Origin of the sequence: Nostoc sp. ChiQUE01b (genome assembly GCF_034531255.1) — a bacterium.
Lineage (GTDB): Bacteria > Cyanobacteriota > Cyanobacteriia > Cyanobacteriales > Nostocaceae > Nostoc.
On sequence record NZ_JAVRBM010000022.1, the window covers coordinates 64,406 to 84,563 of the forward strand.

General features: G+C 40.9%; 14 protein-coding genes. 4 read left to right on the forward strand and 10 right to left on the reverse strand.

Translation table 11 applies throughout. The features are described 5' to 3' along the window. Positions 1-224: 224 nt before the first annotated feature. Positions 225-920, reverse strand: coding sequence for a TrkA family potassium uptake protein (locus RMY63_RS16665; RefSeq protein WP_322729762.1), 696 nt, complete (start codon positions 918-920; stop codon positions 225-227). Between the two features lie 178 nt (positions 921-1,098). Further along, positions 1,099-2,436 (reverse strand): TrkH family potassium uptake protein, encoded by a 1,338-nt coding sequence (locus tag RMY63_RS16670; RefSeq protein WP_322729763.1) that lies wholly within the window; start codon positions 2,434-2,436, stop codon positions 1,099-1,101. 262 nt (positions 2,437-2,698) lie between these two features. Here RMY63_RS16670 and RMY63_RS16675 point away from each other — a divergent pair, with 262 nt between their 5' ends. Continuing rightward, entirely contained in the window at positions 2,699-3,541 is an 843-nt protein-coding gene (locus RMY63_RS16675) for a methyltransferase domain-containing protein (RefSeq protein WP_322729764.1), read from the forward strand. Positions 3,542-3,964: 423 nt separating this feature from the next. On the opposite strand, the gene RMY63_RS16680 is transcribed toward RMY63_RS16675, so the two are convergent. Continuing rightward, entirely contained in the window at positions 3,965-4,708 is a 744-nt protein-coding gene (locus tag RMY63_RS16680; RefSeq protein ID WP_322729765.1) for a response regulator transcription factor, read from the reverse strand. A 157-nt stretch (positions 4,709-4,865) separates the two neighbouring features. Here RMY63_RS16680 and RMY63_RS16685 point away from each other — a divergent pair, with 157 nt between their 5' ends. Together RMY63_RS16685 and RMY63_RS16690 are read left to right on the forward strand one after the other, a co-directional pair. Then, positions 4,866-5,930, forward strand: a complete 1,065-nt coding sequence (locus tag RMY63_RS16685; RefSeq protein WP_322729766.1) for a YheT family hydrolase — start codon at positions 4,866-4,868, stop codon at positions 5,928-5,930. An 8-nt stretch (positions 5,931-5,938) separates the two neighbouring features. Next, positions 5,939-6,235, forward strand: coding sequence for a DUF433 domain-containing protein (locus RMY63_RS16690; protein WP_322729767.1), 297 nt, complete (start codon positions 5,939-5,941; stop codon positions 6,233-6,235). A 140-nt stretch (positions 6,236-6,375) separates the two neighbouring features. Here RMY63_RS16690 and RMY63_RS16695 read toward each other — a convergent pair whose 3' ends face one another. Together RMY63_RS16695 and RMY63_RS16700 are read right to left on the reverse strand one after the other, a co-directional pair. Then, on the reverse strand, positions 6,376-6,543 hold the full coding sequence (locus RMY63_RS16695) for a hypothetical protein (protein ID WP_322729768.1): 168 nt from the start codon (positions 6,541-6,543) through the stop codon (positions 6,376-6,378). Positions 6,544-6,586: 43 nt separating this feature from the next. Next, positions 6,587-6,859, reverse strand: a complete 273-nt coding sequence (locus tag RMY63_RS16700) for a hypothetical protein (RefSeq protein ID WP_322729769.1) — start codon at positions 6,857-6,859, stop codon at positions 6,587-6,589. A gap of 773 nt (positions 6,860-7,632) precedes the next feature. Here RMY63_RS16700 and hetI point away from each other — a divergent pair. Next, a complete protein-coding gene (gene hetI / locus RMY63_RS16705) occupies positions 7,633-8,352 on the forward strand; it encodes a 4'-phosphopantetheinyl transferase HetI (RefSeq protein WP_322729770.1) in 720 nt (239 codons plus the stop codon). A gap of 72 nt (positions 8,353-8,424) precedes the next feature. Here the strand turns inward: hetI and RMY63_RS16710 are convergent, their stop codons facing one another. From RMY63_RS16710 to RMY63_RS16730, 5 genes are all read right to left on the reverse strand, one after another. Continuing rightward, positions 8,425-9,228, reverse strand: a complete 804-nt coding sequence (locus RMY63_RS16710) for an SDR family oxidoreductase (RefSeq protein ID WP_322729771.1) — start codon at positions 9,226-9,228, stop codon at positions 8,425-8,427. A 550-nt stretch (positions 9,229-9,778) separates the two neighbouring features. Then, positions 9,779-11,293 (reverse strand): thioester reductase domain-containing protein, encoded by a 1,515-nt coding sequence (locus tag RMY63_RS16715; protein WP_322729772.1) that lies wholly within the window; start codon positions 11,291-11,293, stop codon positions 9,779-9,781. A gap of 2 nt (positions 11,294-11,295) precedes the next feature. After that, complete coding sequence (locus RMY63_RS16720; RefSeq protein ID WP_322729773.1) at positions 11,296-12,972, reverse strand: PfaD family polyunsaturated fatty acid/polyketide biosynthesis protein; 1,677 nt, start codon at positions 12,970-12,972, stop codon at positions 11,296-11,298. Positions 12,973-13,252: 280 nt separating this feature from the next. Further along, positions 13,253-18,004 (reverse strand): PfaB family protein, encoded by a 4,752-nt coding sequence (locus tag RMY63_RS16725; protein ID WP_322729774.1) that lies wholly within the window; start codon positions 18,002-18,004, stop codon positions 13,253-13,255. A 219-nt stretch (positions 18,005-18,223) separates the two neighbouring features. Further along, positions 18,224-19,939, reverse strand: coding sequence for an SDR family NAD(P)-dependent oxidoreductase (locus RMY63_RS16730; RefSeq protein ID WP_322729775.1), 1,716 nt, complete (start codon positions 19,937-19,939; stop codon positions 18,224-18,226). Positions 19,940-20,158 lie beyond the last annotated feature (219 nt).

A 20,158-nucleotide genomic window follows, 5' to 3' on the forward strand; every position in this document is an offset into this window, starting at 1 on the left:
AGGCGATTTGCAAAAATGCAAAATTTGCCCTCATCCCCCACCAGCCTCTTCTCCCAAAATTGGGAGAAGGGGAGCGAATTTCAAAGTCCCTCTTCCAAGCTTGGGAGAGGAATTTAGGGTGAGGACTTTTGATTTATGCAATAAGTCTATTCTCTATTAAAAGGGGTTGGAGGTTAGGTTTGAGTGAAAGTTGCACAAGGCATAACTCCTAACTCCTAACTTTTTTAAATCGGCAAACGATTAATATCTTTATTGCAACCAATAACAACCATTGCTGAACCACGCTCTAAACGTTTAGTAGCGTCAGGATTAATTTGAAATTTCCCATCCTGGCTTACTGCTAGCAAATTTAAACCGTAGCGGTTACGAAGTTGAAGCTCAGTGATAGTTTTGCCGTGAAATTCATCAGGCACAATCAACTCTACAATACTGTTATCTGGGTCGAGGTCAAATCGCTCTAGGATTGCTGGTTTGGTAAGAGTACGCGCTAAGGCACAACCCGCTTCATACTCAGGAAAAACAACATGATCTGCTCCTACTCGCCGCAACAGTTTACGGTGAACTTCACTAGAAGCTTTAGCAACTACGTGAGGTACACCAGCCTCTTTTACATTTAGGGTGGTTATGATACTTTCTTGAACGTAGTTGCCAATCGCTACAATTACAGTATCAAATTCAAAAATTCCAGCTTCTTTGAGTGCGGCTGGTTCTGTAGAGTCTAGTTGCAAAGCATGACCTACGATCCCCTCAGTTAATGCTTGTGAAACTTGTTTTTCATCAATATCTGTTGCCAGCACTTGATAACCAAAATTGTGCAGTGTGGAACAGACGGATCTACCAAAACGACCTAACCCAATTACAGCAAATTGGTGGTTATCTTTACGTAAACTGCGAAAAAAATTTAATGATGATAGATTCACCCTTTTTATCCTTATAATGGCTCCCTGTATTTAGGGCAAAAAACGGTTATACCGCTTGAATTAAAAATTTTATTTTTGCCTTAGCATGTATATTTTATCAGTTTAGTCATTCGTCATTGGTCATTTGTCATTAGTTATTCTCCTCCTGCTTCTCCTGCTCCCTACTCCCTCTCTCTAACTATCCCACGAGTAAATTTTCTTCAGGATAGTGAATTCTGGTAGGGCGGGGGTCTCCTAGTACGGCAGACATCAGCAGTAAAATACCTACTCGTCCAACGTACATAGTTACAATTAATATCAGCTTCGCTGCTGTGGAGATACTTGCTGTTATACCTGTAGAAAGACCCACGGTAGCGAACGCTGATACCACTTCAAACAAAATTTGAATAAAATCTAAGTTTGGATCTGTGAGGCTAATTAGAATGGTGGCTAAAATCACGGTTGCTACTGAACCTACCAACACACCCACAGCTTTCAAGATTAAAGATATTGCTATCTTACGTTGATACAACAAAACTTCTTCTTTTCCCTGGAGAATCGTTTTGGTACAACTGGTCAAGACTCTCAGAGTTGTTGTTTTTATTCCTCCTCCTGTACCACCGGGACTTGCACCAATAAACATCAGTGCAATTGTAATAAATAGACCAGCGGTAGTCATTTTGCCAATATCGATGGTGTTAAAACCCGCAGTTCTAGGAGTAACTGATTGAAACCAAGCTACTAATATCTGGTCACGGAAATTTAGATAACCAAATGTTTCAGGGTTTCTGATTTCTATACAGAAAAAGGCGATTGTCCCTATTGCTAATAATATAATAGTTGTACTGGTTGCAACTTTAAAATCAAGTGATAATAATTGTTTTTTAAGAGATTTTTGGAAAATGCGATCGCGCAACCAAAGATACATTTCCAAAATTACCTGATAGCCAATTCCCCCAAAGATAATCAACATGGTAATGGTGAAGACTACTAACAAGGAAGACTGATAGCCAATTAAGTTATCTTTAAATAAACTAAAACCAGCATTATTCCAAGCATTAACGCTATGAAAAACCGCTAACCAAAGTCCTTGACTCCATCCATATTTTGGAATAAAAGCTGGTAGAAGTAAAAATATTCCTGTTATTTCAAAAATTAAAGTTGTGGCGATAATTGAACGGATAACTTGAGCACTCCCACTCATTCCTGGCCGGTCTAAAGCTTGTTGAATAGCTACCTTTTCTCGCAGGTCAAACTTGCGTCCAATTAGCAGAATCAGAAAGGTAGTGCTTGTCATATAGCCCAAACCGCCAATCTGAACCAACAGTGTCATAAACAACTGACCCCAAAAAGAAAAATAAGTACCAGGATCAACCACTGATAAGCCAGTAACACAAACTGCGGATGTCGAGGTGAACAGCGCCACAATAGGGTCGTTCCAAGTACCATCGCTAGTTGACAAAGGCATCATCAGCAAGATGGTTCCTATAGTGATGACAGCCAAAAAGCCCAGGCAAACTGTGCGAGAAACGGTCATAATTAATTCAAAATTAAAAATTACGAAAGCTAGATTAATATGGGTTGGCACATACTTGAATTTGTAGCCATATTTGGGATTATTGGTATAAATTCGAGCAAGAACAGTTTATTAAGGTAAAACTGAGAAATTTTTCCCAGGAGGATAAATCTCGGTTTACCTTCCCTGGAAGTAAAAATACCCTTATTTAATTAAAAACATACATGGTAGCCTACCTGTATGTTTTTTTTGAATTCTACTTCGTTTCAATACTACTTTTTTCATGAGTGCAACACTTTACCAGCAAATTCAGCAGTTCTACGATGCTTCCTCTGGTCTGTGGGAACAGATTTGGGGGGAACACATGCACCACGGCTACTACGGGGCTGATGGTAATGAGAAAAAAGACCGTCGGCAAGCGCAAATTGATTTAATTGAGGAACTGCTTAATTGGGCGGGTGTACAAGCAGCAGAAAATATCCTCGATGTAGGTTGTGGTATTGGTGGTAGTTCTTTATACCTGGCACAAAAGTTTAATGCTAAGGCTACGGGGATTACACTGAGTCCTGTGCAAGCTGCCAGAGCAACGGAACGCGCAACGGAAGCGAATTTGAGTCTGAAAACTCAGTTTCAGGTTGCCAATGCTCAAGCAATGCCTTTTGCTGATAATTCTTTTGATTTGGTTTGGTCGCTAGAAAGCGGTGAACACATGCCAGATAAAACTAAGTTTCTCCAGGAGTGTTATCGGGTATTGAAACCTGGTGGCAAGTTAATTATGGTGACTTGGTGTCATCGACCGACTGATAAGTTACCACTGACGGCAGATGAAGAAAAGCATTTGCAGGATATTTATCGGGTGTATTGTTTGCCTTATGTGATTTCTTTACCAGAGTATGAAGCGATCGCCCGTCAACTTCCATTAAACAATATTCGTACCGCCGATTGGTCAACCGCCGTCGCCCCCTTTTGGAATGTAGTAATTGATTCGGCGTTCACTCCCCAAGCACTTTGGGGCTTACTCAATGCTGGTTGGACTACTATTCAAGGGGCGTTATCACTAGGGTTGATGCGTCGCGGTTATGAACGCGGGTTAGTTCGGTTTGGCTTATTGTGTGGAAATAAGTAGAAACGTTCTTTGGGAAAAGATCGCGCTATTTCACTACAGCGCGATCGCCTGACGGGGCGACAAAAATAGCCAGCGAATTTTACGTAATAAACGCTCTTGAATATTTTTAAACGCAAAGGAACGCGGAGGTTAGCGCAGAGGTACGCAGAGTATTTATAATTTTAAGAGTTTATAGTAGCGGGAAACTCTAACCCCTTGTGGGTGGAGAGGGATAGCCACCCCGTCGCTTGGAGCATTAGGCATTGGTAATTCTTCCCCATTACCCCTTATCCCCAGAGGGGGCCCCACCATCCCCATGACCAAAAACTTCATCTGCTTGAGTTAAGTAATGCACATACAATTTTTAGGGTCGCACGGCTAGCTAGCTGTGCGCCCCTACCTTACACTTAATTAATTTAGACAATCACTACTGCTTGGGTGATTTCATTCAACGACTGTTACCGAAGCCCCTTCATTGGATGGAGGTATAGCGGGTAATTCAAGACAGTATCCAGCCCCATACACTGTCTTGATATAGCGAGGATGGCGAGGATCTGGTTCTAGCTTGGTTCGCAAGTGGCGAATATGGACTCGAATCGTTTCTATGTCATCATCAGGATCGTAGCCCCAAACTTCTCTGAGGATTTCGCTGGGAGAAACTGTTTGACCGTGGCGTTGCAATAAGCAGTGAAGTAACTCAAATTCCAAGTGAGTCAATTTCACCGTCTCGTTGAACCATATTGCCTCAAATCTTTCGGGAACGAGGGTTAAGGAGCCATAGTTGAGAATCTCACTGTGCTTTGCGGCTTGGGGAATCCGGTCAGTCCGCCGCAAAAGTGCCCGCACCCGCGCCAGCAGTTCTTCAACTTCAAAAGGTTTGGTGAGGTAGTCATCTGCGCCAGCATTGAAGCCTTCCACCTTGTCTTGAGTTTGACTCAAAGCCGTCAGCATTAACACGGGAATCTCAGAGGTGCGATCATCACGGCGCAGACGTTGGCAAACGGTAAACCCATCTACCTTGGGCAACATTAAATCGAGCATGATCAAGTCTGGTTGTAGCTGGAGAGCCAGCGCTTGACCTTTGATGCCGTCTTCAGCTTGACTAACATCGTAGCCAGCCATTTCCAAGTTGACGGCAACTAGTTCTGAAATCGCTGGGTCATCGTCTATGACAAGAATCCTCGGCATTCTTAAAAAATTATTACTACTGATTAAGGATAATTAACAACCTTTGATAGATACAAAGATTTTGGAATCGATTATGAAAAAGGTTTTAAATCTTACATAAATATTAAGATTAAATGACTGTGAAATCAAGACTCAATTACACGAAATCTTATAGTCTATGATGTGTTATACTCCCCCCTACAATCCGTCTTGGTTTTTACAAAACGGTGTGACGATGACTGTATACACCGCTTTGTGGGGAAAACGTTACTGGGAAATTACTGTTCAAGACCCAGAACCGTCTTATCACGAAAAAATCTTCATTGGTGGCCAAGGTGTGCCAATTTTTGGCTTGGTTGCCATCCCAGAAAACGCTCACAGCACAATTATCGGTACTTATGGCATTACCGGAGAATTAAAAACAGAATGGTTTTTGAGAGTGCTAGGACGTAAGGCTTACGCTCAAGGATATGCTCTGGTGTTATTTGATTGGCGGGCCCACGGCAAAACCGCCGAATTGTCGCCGACTCTGACTTCTGATGGTTTGTATGAGGGGGAAGATTTTGTTCGCATCGCCGCTGCTGCTAAGGCAATGGGATGTCCGGGGAAATTTTGGTTTACAGGGTATTCTTTAGGAGGGCAATTGGCGTTATGGGCGGTGAAGGTGGCTGGTGAGGTGATTAGGGAGCATGGAGATTTAGGATTAGAAGATAGCGATATTGGCGGTAGTATGGTGATTTGTCCGAGTTTGGATTCACAGCGATCGCTATCTTATCTGGTTACAAAGCCCTTCGGTAAATATTTGGAAGCAGGGATTGCCCAAAATTTAAAAAAACTGGCGTGGCGAATCCATGACGCCCATCCTGGAAGCCTTGACCCAGCGGCGATTGAACGGGCAAATAGCATTTGGGGTTTTGACAATGAATTGGTAATTAAGCAACTTGGTTTTCCTTCTGTGGAAGCATATTACCAAGCTAGTAGTGCTTTACAAGTATTACCGCAAATCTCGAAACCGACTTTGATTTTATATGCTGCTGATGACCCACTTTTTGACCCAGCCATTATACCGGAATTAGAAGATGCGTGCGATCGCAATTCAGCAATAGATTTGTTACTCACTCAGTACGGCGGGCATGTTGGCTATTTGAGTAGTAAAGAGTGCCAGCGCCAATTACAAGATTCTGACCCTTGGTGGGCGTGGAATCGGGTTTTAGAATGGTTGGAGAAACAGCGTAATTCGTAATTTGTCATTTGTCATTCGTTTTCGCAAAATCCAAAATCCAAAATTCCTATGAATTTACTGAACTTACTTACCGTCGGGGTGCTGGTGGTTTAGCAGTACCAATACTGGATGGAACTGGCTTGCGGATGCAGACTTTGGCAATCGCCGCTCAACAATGGGGATTATCGCCAGGGCAAATTGCTGCTCAATACAATTTGACTGAAACTCAAGTGAATGCAGCCCTCGCTTTCTATGCTACTCATCAGCAAGAAATAGATGAGGCGATCGCATCTGAAGTAGCTCTCGAATCAGCTTATAATGTCTAAGCCTCTGTTACATTTAGATGCCGATACATCAATTGTGGACTCGTGTTGTTTGGAAGCCCAAAAAAGTGAACAGAGTAGCTTGTTTTAACTACTTATCCTAAATAAACGATTGCAATAGAGAAGATGGATTGACCTAGAAGCTACCACAACATTATTGGTAAACCAGCAATAACAGAAGCAACACCTGTCCAGAGTGTAAAGCGCTCAATATCTACTTCATCCAAAGCAACGCTCATTTCCTTAATTGCTAATACGAGCGCTGTCAGTAGCAGCACAAAGAAGGTAAGGTACTCCAAAATAGTAATCATTCATCCTCACTATGTTTTGCAAAAAAGTAGTTCTAATAGGTTTTTAACAAGCTTTGTCAAGGTTTTTTTGTTCCAGATTTAACAATTTGCCAGAAAAATGATTTATCAGTGAAGAGATATCTACTTCAGATAGCCAAATCATGGTTTCATAACCAACCCGACCCATTTCTGGCTTTGGCCCCATAGGCATTTCCACCAAATATTCCCAGATGCCTGACTCAAATCGGTAGTTTTTTATAACGCCTTCCCCACCTACAAAACTTACTATCTGACCTTTACAAAACTTAGGTACTGGTAAAAAAACACCTACAGACATTCTTCAAAGTTCCTTTCAGTAACCACTGTCATAGTTAAAGTTGTAGCTAAAAGAAAATTTGTTATTCTCTGTCAAGGGTTTTAATGCATTCTCTTTCAGGAGATTTAACCTTGAGTTAAAGATAGTACATCTAGAGTAATAAACAGGCCACGTACATGTAGGGCAAGAAATTACAATATTAGTCAGCAAAAGCAATCACAGCTACTTTAACTCAGTATTAAGTAGTTATGTTTACAGTCCGACTTAACATCTAACAACTCTTTTGGCAGATTTTATCAAAAACAGACGCAGTTGTATAAACAGTGAGGGTAATCACCCGTCCTGAGCGTGTGAAGCATTGCGTTTTATATTTGTTTTTTTAAATTAAGTATTTGTTGACTATTAATTGCGACTAGAAGTTGAGAGATGATTATTCTTAATCGAACTGTTTACAGCCCATCTTTGTACCAATATACCCTTAAGGGGATTGAAATTTTTGGCGAGATATAAATAGTTCCTGTTTTGCAAATTTACTAAAGCTTGATGAAAAGATTTAAGATAGCAAGAGCGTGATGGTTCGAGTGCGGTTAACTGCAACGCTGCCAGATAATAGCCGAGAAAGCTGTTATCCTGCGTTGAACCCGCAAAGCGATAAGCCTGACGGCATGGCTACGCTTACCGCATTGGTGTAGCGCATAGTATAGTAGCGCTAAAGCACCAAACCAGATTCACCCATAATACTTGTGATAATTAAACAAACTACTAGAGTACAACTTTCTTGACTTTTTGACTCAATGACCGCTACTCATCATCTCTGGCTACCTGCACCGACAGATTTAACTCTATTACAGGATGAGATTCATGTCTGGCGCATAGACCTTGACCAACCAGAACTACATCTGCAAAACTTAGCAGCAACTCTTTCCAGTGACGAAACAGCTCGTGCTGAACGGTTCTATTTTCAGGAACATCGGCAGCGTTTCATCGCTGGTCGTGGTATTCTCCGAACTATATTAGGTCGCTATTTGGATGTCCAGCCCCGACAAGTGGAGTTTAATTATCAACGCCGTGGCAAACCAGTATTAGCAGATAAATTTACCGATAGTGGACTGGCGTTTAACTTGTCTCATTCCCAAGGGTTGGGTTTGTGTGCGGTGAATTGTACTAGCGAAATTGGTGTGGACTTAGAATATATTCGCCCGATGTCTGATTTAGAAGCTCTTGCCAAACGGTTCTTTTTAACGAGAGAATATGAAATGTTGCGATCGCTATCTCCCAACCAACAGCAAGAGGTATTTTTCCGTTACTGGACTTGTAAGGAAGCTTATTTAAAAGCAACTGGAGACGGACTATCCCAGTTAGAGCAAGTTGAAGTGTCGTTAACTCCCACAGAACCAGCCAAGTTACAGATAACTGAAAACTGGAGTCTTTTTGAACTAGTACCTACTAACAATTATGTTGCTGCCGTTGCTGTAGCGAATTTTGGCTGGAACTTAAAATGCTGGCAGTATTGATGTTGATTAAGCTCATCTCGTGGGTGAAACAAGAGAGATTTTGTGGACAAATGACAAATGACAAATGACAAATTACTTATCTTCCTGCATATTTCTGACAATTTTTGTCACCAGCTTTCTGGGTACAAATCTGACGCTTTTTGCAAGTAGTTTATTGATAAAACCAGGAATAACAATGGTTTTGCCCTTCATTAAGGCGTGAAAACCAATTTCGGCTACTGTTCGTGCATCCATCATCTTCTTACCTTTGAGCAACTTAGAGTCAGCCATTCCCGTTCTTTCATGAAAGCCAGATTCTGTTGAACCTGGGCAAAGAACTGTCACAGTGACACCTGTACCTTCTAATTCATTAGCGATCGCTTCTGAAAAAGATAAAATATAAGCTTTAGTAGCAAAATAAACCGCCATCAAAGGCCCAGGTTGAAAGGCAGCAGCCGAGGCGACGTTTAATATCTTACCATCACCTTGCTTTACCATATGCTTCACGAATAGCTTAGTTAAATGGGTGAGGCACACTAAATTGACCTGTAGCATTTCTAATTCAGTAGCTAAGTCTGTTTGATGAAATAATCCATAAATACCAAATCCGGCATTATTTACCAGCACATCAACATTAATATTGACTTTTTGCAACTCCGTGAAAATTTCTTCAGGAGCTGTTGATATAGATAAATCCTTAACAATAGTTTTAACAAAAATTCCAAATTCTTTTTGGAATGTAACTGCAATTTCTACAAGCTTTGGCCCGTTTCTGTCTACTAAGACCAGATTGTAATCATGAGCAGCAAAAATACATGCTAATTCGTACCCAATTCCACCGGCTGCCCCAGTAATAAGAGCAGTTTTTTTGCTCTGACCTTGATGTATTGTGTTCATGTAAGAATGTTAGTGAATTCAACTTGATGAAGCTGCGTTGCATTTACAGTGGTTCTCGTTCTACAATTAAGTGCGCGTAATATTTGAACTGACAAGAAATATATTAAGTTATTCCCTTTGCAGATACTTGTGTGATGCCTTAGATAGATGTATCAGTCCAAACGCAAATTTAGGACTTATGCATCGAATAAGTTGGGCATTAAAAAAGTTCGGTTATTTCAAACTACTAGCGTCTGGCTTTTGATTACTCACAAAAGCCAGCAGGTAAAATCAAACCTTCATGCCCGACACTAACCATTCTATCCTCAATTGCTTCTGTCAAGAGTTGAATCCTAAAAATTTACATTATTGGGCATAAAAAAACAGGGCAATATAATTGCCACTGTTGATGTATGAGTTGTTGCTGGCATCTGAAATATTAGCTATTCAGTAGTACTGAGTTTTAAAAAACATAGACTAGAAAAACTATTTTGTAGGGTGTGTTACGGCTTCCGTAACGCACCGAAAGTATCGTTATGTTCCTAACACATCCTACAGAAGTTGTGAATTCCTAAGCGATATTTAAGAAACCACTTTGAATCAAGTAGGCGGTGTAAGTCATAAACAATTGAGAGTTAATTGGAGCACAAGCAATAGAACTACCTGCTAGTGCATGGAGAGTATCTTGGCAGCTAATATGAGGTCTTCTAGCTTGCAAATACAAATCAGGAATAGTTAGTTGTTCATCAGACCAACGTTCTAGTAAAAAGGGTCGCAGAGTGTACAAAGGATTCTCAGCAGAAGTCACATTATTGATTAGCTCTAATTGCCATTGTTGATATGGAATCATCTCAACGGAATAACCAAAAGAGCGTATCCACTCAACTAATATTTTCAAAGAGACTGGTTGAGGATGTTGTAAATTGAAAGCCTTACCTATAGATTCTTTTTGCCGTGATAGATAAACAATGGCTTTACTTACATAATCCACAGGTGACATATCCAACATATAATCTACATCAGGGAAACTTCCCATTTGTAGACAGCCCTTGGTCATCAGATTGATAAAGTCATGTGTATTACAAATGCCTGTTTTGCTATCACCTGAAATCAGTGGTGGTCTGTGGATAGTTACAGGAAGTCCACGGTCACGAGCAATTTTGACTAACTTTTCAGCTACCCATTTTGTTTGAGAGTAACCAAGATAAATACCCTCCCAATGATTGAATTCATCCTGTTCTTTAACAACTTTACCAGCATAAGCAGTGGATTCAAAAACAGCAACGCTGGAAACGTAATGTACAGGCTTGACTTTAATTTGACAAGCCAATCTCAAAACTTCCTGTGTTCCTAAAACATTGGCTGCCTTCAGTGCTGAGTAAGGAAAAACATAATTTAACAAAGCACCACTATGATAGATAGTATCAATATTGGTAGCTAAAATTTGAAACTGTTCAGAGCCAACACCTAACAAAGGCTGAGATAAATCGCCGACAATAGGAATAATTCTGGAATTAAATTCTTCCTGCCAAATTGCATACTGCTGCAAATTATTTTGGAGTTTGCTTTTGCCTTCTTCAGCATTAGCAGCACGCACTAAGCAATAGATATCCGCATTGGTTTCCTGTAGCAATTCCCGGATGAGAAAAGCTCCTAAAAAGCCTGTTCCGCCAGTCAAAAAGATGTTCTTGGGTTCACCCACAGGCACATTAGATGCAGCATCAGGATGGATGGTGGGGTCAAGAACAGTCTCAGCACTTAAATCTAAAATAGAGGGTGCAGCATTGACATTAGAGGATGTAACCACTGTATCTTGAACTGGTGAACCTTCTTGTACTTCTTCAGCTAAACGCTGTGAAAGAGCTTCAATATTTGGGTAATGCCACAAAAGCAACGGAGATGGTTGAAATCCGAGCAACTTTTCTAAGTTACTTACTAAAATCATTGCTTGAGCGGAATCCAAACCATAGTTTTCTAAATGTTCTTTTACATCTATTTCATCAGTTGCTACTCCTAGTAACTTAGCTAAGTTAGATATCAAAAATATTTGAATATCGTTTGCTGTGAAAGACTGTTTTATAGTCATTTTTAAATCTCCAACAATGATGTAGAACGAACAGGGTGATATTGACTGTAATAATCGGAAGTTTGCAGCCCTTGAATTTTCAAATTTTGAACACGATACAAAAAGGCTGCACCAGTCATAATTTGATTAGCAACATCAACTACCTGACGATTATTAGGTTCAGACAAGTAGGAACCGCGTACCCAGTCATTGAAACCGCCCATTGCCGGGCCACACCAAATTTGATAATCGACTTCTCTACCTTTTTCACCAGAACTAGACCAGCGAGAAGATAATCCTAGATACCAGCGAAAAATTAACGCCATTTTCAGTTTAGGATTATTGACTGCTTTCCCAAGTTTCTCAGGATTCTTTTGGGACAAATAAGCCGCAGTTCCTTCCCATACTTCGGCAATAGTTTTGCGAAAAACTTGTTTTTCTAATTTCTCTCTTTCTGTCAAAGGAATCTCTTCAATAGAATCATAGGCGCGATAGAGTTCAAATAATTTCTGCGCTCGCATGGGGAACATTGTACCCCGTTTGAGAACTTGCAATTTGACTCCCATTTCAAACATATCTGCTGCCGGGGCCATTATCATATCAGCCATTTCTGCTTGGGCTAATAACTTTTTGGTATGTTCACAAGCCCCAGATTCAACGCATGACTGATTAATGGAACCGGTCATTACATAAGCAGCGCCCATCATAAAGGCTGCTAATGCTGATTGTGGTGTACCAATTCCCCCTGCTACACCGATTCTAATGGGTGTTTGGTAATGATATTGTGCTTGAATTTCATCGCGCAAGGCAATAATAGAAGGTAACAAACAAACCAAAGGACGGTTATCTGTATGACCTCCAGAATCAGCCTCGACGGTAATATCATCAGCCATCGGAACTTTAGTTGCAAGGGTTGCTTGTAACTCAGTAATTAATCCTTGCTCAAGAAGTTCTTTGAGTATTCTTGCTGGCGCTGGTTGCAGGAATTTAGTAGCAACTTCTCGGCGAGAAATTTTGGCAATGACTTTATTTTTGATTTCAATTTGATTACTGCTATTTAAGCCCAACCCAGCAACACGGTAATAAACAATATTGGGGGTTAAGTCGAGAAATGCAGATGCTTCTACTGTTCTTACTTGATATTTGAGATATAAATCCACGGCCCGGCGTTCAATCGCAGGTTCATTGGGACTGTGAATTAAATTGAATGCATAAGGGCCTTGAGGTAAAGCTTGTTGAATGCGATTTATGGCTGCTTCCAAACGTTCTGGAGTTAAACCACCTGCACCAAAGGAACTCAAAATTTGCTCTTTTCCGAGTGCAATTACCATTTCTTCGGAAGCAATTCCGCCAGCCATTGCGCCGGTAACGTAGGCATATTTCACTCCATGAAAGGAGAGAAAATTGGGGTCGCCAAATTGTTGAATGCGGATTGGGGCTGCAAATGTCAGCAGTTCTACTTGTGCTGTTGTGCCATTATCACCAGGGGATAAATAACCCTCGTTAGTGACACCGATTTTTCCGGCAACTTTCACGATGTAGCAGGGTTTATTTAACACCATCAATTTATCTTTGATGGTTTGTTTCTCGAAAGATACAGTTTCTAAAGAACCTTTCCAAACCTGATTTTTGTTATAAGACCAGGCGGAGAAATTAAGGCCATTATCGTGTTTACTTAGTACCGTATCTACGGTTGTCACGGCAGTTATCCCTCGGATTACAAGCAATGGATGATAAAAGTGAAGGGTGTAGACTATAGGGGTCTACGTTTTTTTTACGAACCGCAGAGGCGCAGAGAGCGCAGAGTAAGGGAGTTATACCAATTCTCTAGATACACGTAATAATTTTTTAACGAACCGCCTTCTCTACGAGAGGCTTCCGCCAACGCGTAGCGTCTCGTAGAGAAGACGCCAAGGGCGTGAAGGAAGAGATAAGTTAAGAATTAGTCGGTGCAAGTTGAGAGAGAATTGGTATGAGATATTAAGATTCTTCGTTAAGCAAGTTTTGGGCGCAAGCTAGTTGCAATTGAATGATTTCGCTCATTTGTTGACTGTAATCTTGTCTAGCTTGTAAGAAGGCAGTGTGTGCTTTAGTTATTTTTGAATTATTTGCATTGAGCTTTTGATACTGTGTCTTATTTAAATCGAACATGCTGATGATGCTACTAATTTTTTTAGTTCTGACGGGTGGGGAAGAAAGAGGGATTGGCTGTTGAATTGCGTTTGACTCAGAAGATTGTAATTGTTCTCTCGTTTTAAAAACGTTATCAATGATATTTTTCGGTTTTACTTCTTCTGGCTGAGGCAAGATGTTAGAGGAGTAAGTTTTTTCTTGGGTTATTTGGTTGGAAGTATTAAGAGAATCTGTGATTTCAAATTGCTGGGGATTAGGTATGTTTGGATGCGGTTTTTTGAAGCGATCGCACTTAATATCCTCAACCAAATCTTTAACAATCTGGCGATTTCCGTCGCTCAAAATTGTAGCAGTAATTGCTTTTCCACCCAAGGTAACTGTTCTCAATGTTGCTTTATTTTGATTAGCAGTTTCTTGGGCTTTGCTGTACAACGGAGATAAATCCACGTTCACCTGATGACTGAGTAATTTTGCTAATGCTTTAACCATTGCAGCATGATCATCCATCCCTCTACGATTTAGAGAGACTGTGATATGTTCTTGGTTGCCGAGAATTTTATCAATCCATCGTGAACAGACATTACCTGCACCTGCTTCTAAAAATATTTTGACTCCATCACCGTAGACACGATTAACTAATTGTGGAAAATCAAGTTCTTGGCACAATCCTTTGGCGATATTGTGAGCGATCGCATCACTTTCAAGTGCAATCGGTTGATAATCGGCGGCAGAATAAAAGACAATACCAGGAAGATTTTGTGATGGTAAGCTGTTTACCTTCTTAATTTCCTCGAACTGCGATCGCATCGCTTCACAATGTATCACATGGTCGAAGGGAGCGGGGAAAGAATTGCAACCTAAAGTTGTAATCACTCGCTTACAGGCTGCATCATCACCAGCAATTAAGACTTCTTCTGGTGTGTTGATTTGAGTTAAGTAAACGTGATTCTCATGTTTCAGGCATTCTCTAACTTGCGATGGAGTCGCCATGAGAACATAGGTATTCCAAAAATTGTTGTTTGGTGAATCTGTTAATCCCCAATATTCACGCACGGCATTTTTCGGCCCAGATAACTTATCGCCAAATAGAGGTGATGAGTTTAAAGTGTTACTTCCGCCTTCAAAATCACTCCAAACTCCTTGGGCAACCATCATGCTAGTTTCACCCAAGCTATATCCAAAAACACATTGCGGCTTGACTTTAAAATCGTCTCGGAAAATTGCCGTCATGTATCTAGCAAAGGCAATTTCACTTTCAAACATTGCCAGTGAATCATCTAACAATTGCTTTTCGAGAGTTTCTAGTTGCCTGGTTGTCAATTTAGGCAAGCTTCTGGGATAAACTAACTTTTCCACATCGGCAGCCCGATTGTAGAGATTGTTACTTTTTAAGTCCTCGAAAACTTTCGGAAATAAGCGAAAAACAGTCCGACCAATGCCGATATAAGAATTGACTGCTGCGGGATAAACATAAGCAACTGCTCCAGTTTTACCCAATGGTTTCGCTGTGAAATAACTTCCTAGAGGTGTTTGCCAATCTGTGCCGTTATCAAAAGCATTATTTACACCTTTGCGGGCAGATTCAATTTCTTTGAGTAAATCTTTTTTGTTACGTCCTGTGATTGATAAGACGTATTTTGCATCAGAATATCCTTCAAAGGTAGCGAATGTTTGGCTGGCGGTAGTAGATAAAGAAGAACTGGCTTCAATAGATTTTTGGAGATGGTTAAGTAAATCTGGTATGGTGGAGCGATCGCTAACTGCGATAGGGAACAGATGAAAAGGCATTTGTTGCAAATATCTGTTATCGCGCTCCTCTTGGCTGGGTTCCTCCGATAAGATTAAATGGGCGTAACTGCCATCTATACCCATGCTATTAATTGCTGCTATTCTGCGTGTGCCGCCTTTATCGACAAACCAAGGTCTTGATTCCATTGCCACATAGAAAGGGCTACCTGACCATACTTGCGGTGTTTTGACACCAGACCATTTGGGGGTGGCGGGAATATACCTGTAATAAAGACAGAGAGCGGTTTTGATTAAGCTAGCAATTCCCGATGCTGTATAGGTGTGACCGATATTCGCTTTAACGCTGCCCAATGCACAGTGCAAACCATTGCCCACTTTCGGATAAGCTTGCAGTAAACCTGTAATTTCCGCTTCATCCTCTTGGGGAATCCCACTACCGAAGACTTCCACATAGTTAACCTCTGTGGGTTGAATCTCTGCCATCTCGAAAGCTTGTTTGCAGACATTGCTGATAGCTGAAGCATCAGGTTTTACCAGAGTGTTACTCAAAGTAGAATTACTTTGTGCGAAACTCATGGCATCAATTACTGCATAGATGCGTTCATTATCTTCCTTAGCAGCTTCGTAGCGCTTGAGGACGACAGCACCCGCACCTTCACCAACCGTCCAGCCATTGGCTTGTTGGTCATAACCCAACGTATTGACACCCGTATTAATTGGGGCAAATTGACTGCGGAACAAGACATTTTCCACACCACCAGCTAAATCCACTGCACCAACAACCACTGCGTCTACTTCTCCTGTAGCGAGTAGCATTTGGGCAACTTCCAACGCTTTGAGGGCAGAATTTTCGCCAGCGCTGATGGTGAATGCAGGGCCAGTGAAATTCCACAAAGCTGAAATCCGGCTTGCCATGATGTTGGCAATGTGACTTACATATTCGCCGATTTCTACTGGTTGGTGAATGCTATCTTTGACAATGGTTTCCAGTTGCGCCAGTTGTTCAGCAGGCAAAGAAATTCCTTGGTTGAGTAAGCCATCTTTAACTTGCCAAGATAGATTCCATCTTTGCTGTAGCTGATGCACAGAGAATTCTGTCTCGGCGGCGACAATCACAGCCACATTGCCACCCTCCTGTAGTTTCGCATCTTTCACGGCGCGATCGCTAACTTTCAGAAGCAACAATTGTTGTGGGTTTAACTTATCTATCTCATTCGGTGGGATTTTGCACGATAAAGTATCGATTTCAAAATCTTTGATATATGCCCCTACTGGTGCTTTTCCATCTGTTAAACCGTACTCTTTCAGGACATTTTCTTGATTTTCTATCCCATGCCATCTTTGAGGCGGTAGGGAAGTAAAATGTTGTGTTCCATCATAAATACTACGTTCAAAAGCATCTAAGCCATTGCAATTACCGAAAAAGGCATCCATGCCGACAATGGCGACTTTGGTAGGTGGAACAGGTGGAGTTGATTCAACTGATTCTGTTGTATTTCCTTGTTCTAAAATCAGATGAGAATTAGTGCCGCCAAAACCAAAAGCACTGATAGCTGCCCGTTTGATTGGTGCGTTATTATTAGGCCATGCCGTAGCTGTTCTAACAATTTTGTCGGCAGAAATTGTACTATTTTCTGACGCTAAAGGTTCAGAAACATTCATGGTTGCTGGAATTACACCATGAGACATACTCAAAATCACTTTAGTTAAGCCAACCATGCCAGCAGCAGTTAGCAAGTGACCAGTATTTGCCTTGGCAGAACCTACCAGAGGTGCAGCTTGATTTTGACCAAAAAATGTTTCGATGGAGTTGAATTCGGTTGTATCTCCTAGCAATGTGCCAGTGGCATGACACTCTAGATAATCAATAGTTTTTGGATTAACTTTCGCCTCATTATAGGCTCTTTCAAAAGCTAAGATTTGCCCTTTAGGATTAGGACTCAGTAAATGTTTACCTTTGCCATCATTCGATAGTCCATTACCGCAGATAGTAGCAAGAATATTATCACCATCTCTAACGGCATCAGAATATCTTTTCAGCATCACCATCCCAACACCATCGGCGGGAATTAGCCCTCTAGAAGACTTATCTAAGGGGCGGCTGATGCCGTTTTCTGGATAACCTTGAACACCGGAAAATAACATCCGCACAAATAAGGAATCTGCACAACTGATGGCTCCAGCTAACATGACATCAGCTTTGTGTGACCATAAGTAATGAGATGCTAGTTTAATAGCATAAAATGAGGATGAACAAGCAGCATCTAGACATAAATTAATCTGGGATAGAGATAGAGCTTGAGCAATGATAGATGCTGGTAAGCCAGATATCATCGCATTGTACAAAGACGCTTGAGTTGCAGTTGGGAGAGCAGCTAAATCAAAGTCTTCATACTGCAAAAGTTCTCTGACAGCAGGGGTAATAGCTTGCTGGTAAATTGGAGAAAATAATTTGTTAGATAATTTTGTTGGGAATGACAAATTACCTAAAATTACGCCGCATTTTGCCAGGACAGTTTGATTACCCCAATAACCACTGTGTACAATTGCTTGTTTAGCGGCATATAATGACCACTTGAAGGTGTTATCTAAACCATTAACAAATTCTGATGGTAGATTGTATTCGGAAGGATTAAATTGAAAATTGCGGATGTACCCGCCTTTGAGGGAATAGCTTTTGTCTAGTGTACCTTTAACTGAATTATGAAAAATTGTCGGATCTACTCCGATTTCTTCAACTGTTGCAGAGGATGTGGAATCTTTTTGATTAACGATGTTTTGCCAGTATTCTTCAGGATTTTTAGCATCGGGGAATAGGCATGATAATGCGATGATGGCTATTTTTTCCACGATTTATATGCTCCGAGTTTGGGTATTTAGCAAGAGATAATTAAAAGGCAGGATTTACGCTGTTCCCCAAACTTTCAAGATGCAACTTAATTTTGATACTTTGTAGTAATAACCTTAATCCTTACTACAACATTTCATTAATTCGCAGCAAATTCTCTGCGTTCCTTTGCGTTTCCCTTTGCGAACCTTTGCGTTTAAAATTAAACCCTCAATTCGCCACTAGCTTCTGAGCATTTTCATTGACCAAATAATGGCATGAGCGCCGAGCATTCGTGAATATATTTTTCCTTGGCGGTCGTGTATGATAAAGTTAGCGATCGCACTACTTGGTGTCTTAGATTTTACTTCACAAGAAACGTAAAATGTTTCGTTATGTGGTATCATCTCAAACTGTTCAAACTTTTCTACTTTTCCTGGTAAACAACCTTCTTCATGAAAGTGTTGTGTCCAAATCCATAAAGCGTGCATACTCAAGTCAGTTGTGTAAGGATTTACCCATTGGACAGGGAATTGTCCTTGTTCCTGTGCGCTGAGTTCTGGCCAAAGACATTCTGTTGTAATTTTTTCAGAACTGATGTTTAAAACTCTTTTGATTTCCTGAAAACCGGGGCCGTGAAATAATGTAGCCCCACCATTTTGGTAAAAAGCTTTTCCTGTCGCAGTGATGATATTATCTGGTTCGAGATTGAAAGATTCATAGATGGGTGCATCTGGGATTTCACGCTGGAGATTGAGTTGAGCACTAAAATGAAAATGGGTTTTTCCTTCTGGGTTTTTACTCGAAATTTTGGCTTTGAGTTCGATTTTTTCAAGATTAACTTTAGAAATTTCTTCTATTTCTAGAATATATTCCTTCGCTAATGTCTCATTGAAAGTAATCCCCTTCAAAACTTTGAAGTCTTGGTAATTAGACAACCGATAACCGGGATATAATTGTTCAGAAGCATTAATAATCCAAGTCATAGCACAAGTTGCTGGTAAAACTGGAGAACCAGCAATAGTATGATCGTGTAAGAATGGATTAGCCTCTAATGTCATTTGGCGACGGATACGATAGGTTCGCAGTTCTGAATCTAACTCCACCGCCAGGGGAACGAGTGGACTACCAATAACAACTTGTGCGGTTGCATGATTGGTATTATCCATTTCTTTAACCAGCATTTGTGCGCCGACTGCAATAGGAATTATTTCGATTTTTCGCTCTTGAAAAATCTTCTTTAACTCTGCTGTCACCATCCCACTATCCCAAGCACCCCAGTTGATAGCGACTACATGACATGAGGGATAGCTTTGCTTAAATATATGGGCTGATTTGTTCAGAATTTCATTTGCGATCGCATAATCAGATTGTCCGGGATTTCCGTAAAAGCCTGTTACTGAAGAAAACAAAACTAAATGCTGAAGTTGATTAGGATTGATGCAAGCAAGCAGGTTTTCTAAACCTTGGACTTTGGCGGTGTAAACTTTTTCAAAATCATCTTCTGTTTTCTTTTCAATTAACTTATCCGCTAAATTTCCAGCACCATGTATGATACCTGTAATTGACCCAATATTAGCCAGCTTTTCTTGTAAAGCCTGCGTATCTGTGACATCGACGCTGATATATTCTGCTTTAGCTCCGGTTTTTTCAATTGCTGCTAGGGTCTTTTTAATTTCACGGCTGGAGGTAATTTTGTTATATATTTTTTGCACATTCATGGGTGTAGGCTTCTCTCCTTGAGAAAGAAGATTTTCCATGATGCATTTTTTCAATGCGGAGTCATCACAATCTTGAGCATAATCTGGCTCGGTTTCTAATAGTTCGGAGCGACCGAGGAGGATGAATTTGCCGGGTTGCTGTTGGGCTAATCTGATAGTACACTCAGCCGTAATCCCTTTTGCACCGCCGCTCACGACAAAGACAGATGATGGACTAAGCTGGGCTGTTTGTGTCATAAATCCTCTGATATTAATTCGTAATTCGTAATTAAGAGATGCTCTAGAAAACTGGTCACAAGTTGTTTCCTATCTCTTCCTCTGTCTCCTCTGCGTTCCTCTGCGCTTTACTCTGCGCCCCTTTGCGTTTAAACTCAAACCCTCAATTGTCCACGAATTTACGAAACTTGTACTTAGATGTTAGCGTTGCTCACTAAAGGAAAATCTCACGCAGAGGCG

Bases quoted from the DNA above. Each gene is read 5' to 3' on its own strand.
- RMY63_RS16670 (WP_322729763.1), bottom strand. From the start codon at position 2,436: ATGACCGTTTCTCGCACAGTTTGCCTGGGCTTTTTGGCTGTCATCACT.
- RMY63_RS16675 (WP_322729764.1), top strand. From the start codon at position 2,699: ATGAGTGCAACACTTTACCAGCAAATTCAGCAGTTCTACGATGCTTCC.
- RMY63_RS16680 (WP_322729765.1), bottom strand. From the start codon at position 4,708: ATGCCGAGGATTCTTGTCATAGACGATGACCCAGCGATTTCAGAACTA.
- RMY63_RS16685 (WP_322729766.1), top strand. From the start codon at position 4,866: ATGATGTGTTATACTCCCCCCTACAATCCGTCTTGGTTTTTACAAAAC.
- RMY63_RS16695 (WP_322729768.1), bottom strand. From the start codon at position 6,543: ATGATTACTATTTTGGAGTACCTTACCTTCTTTGTGCTGCTACTGACA.
- RMY63_RS16700 (WP_322729769.1), bottom strand. From the start codon at position 6,859: ATGTCTGTAGGTGTTTTTTTACCAGTACCTAAGTTTTGTAAAGGTCAG.
- hetI (WP_322729770.1), top strand. From the start codon at position 7,633: ATGACCGCTACTCATCATCTCTGGCTACCTGCACCGACAGATTTAACT.
- RMY63_RS16710 (WP_322729771.1), bottom strand. From the start codon at position 9,228: ATGAACACAATACATCAAGGTCAGAGCAAAAAAACTGCTCTTATTACT.
- RMY63_RS16715 (WP_322729772.1), bottom strand. From the start codon at position 11,293: ATGACTATAAAACAGTCTTTCACAGCAAACGATATTCAAATATTTTTG.
- RMY63_RS16730 (WP_322729775.1), bottom strand. From the start codon at position 19,939: ATGACACAAACAGCCCAGCTTAGTCCATCATCTGTCTTTGTCGTGAGC.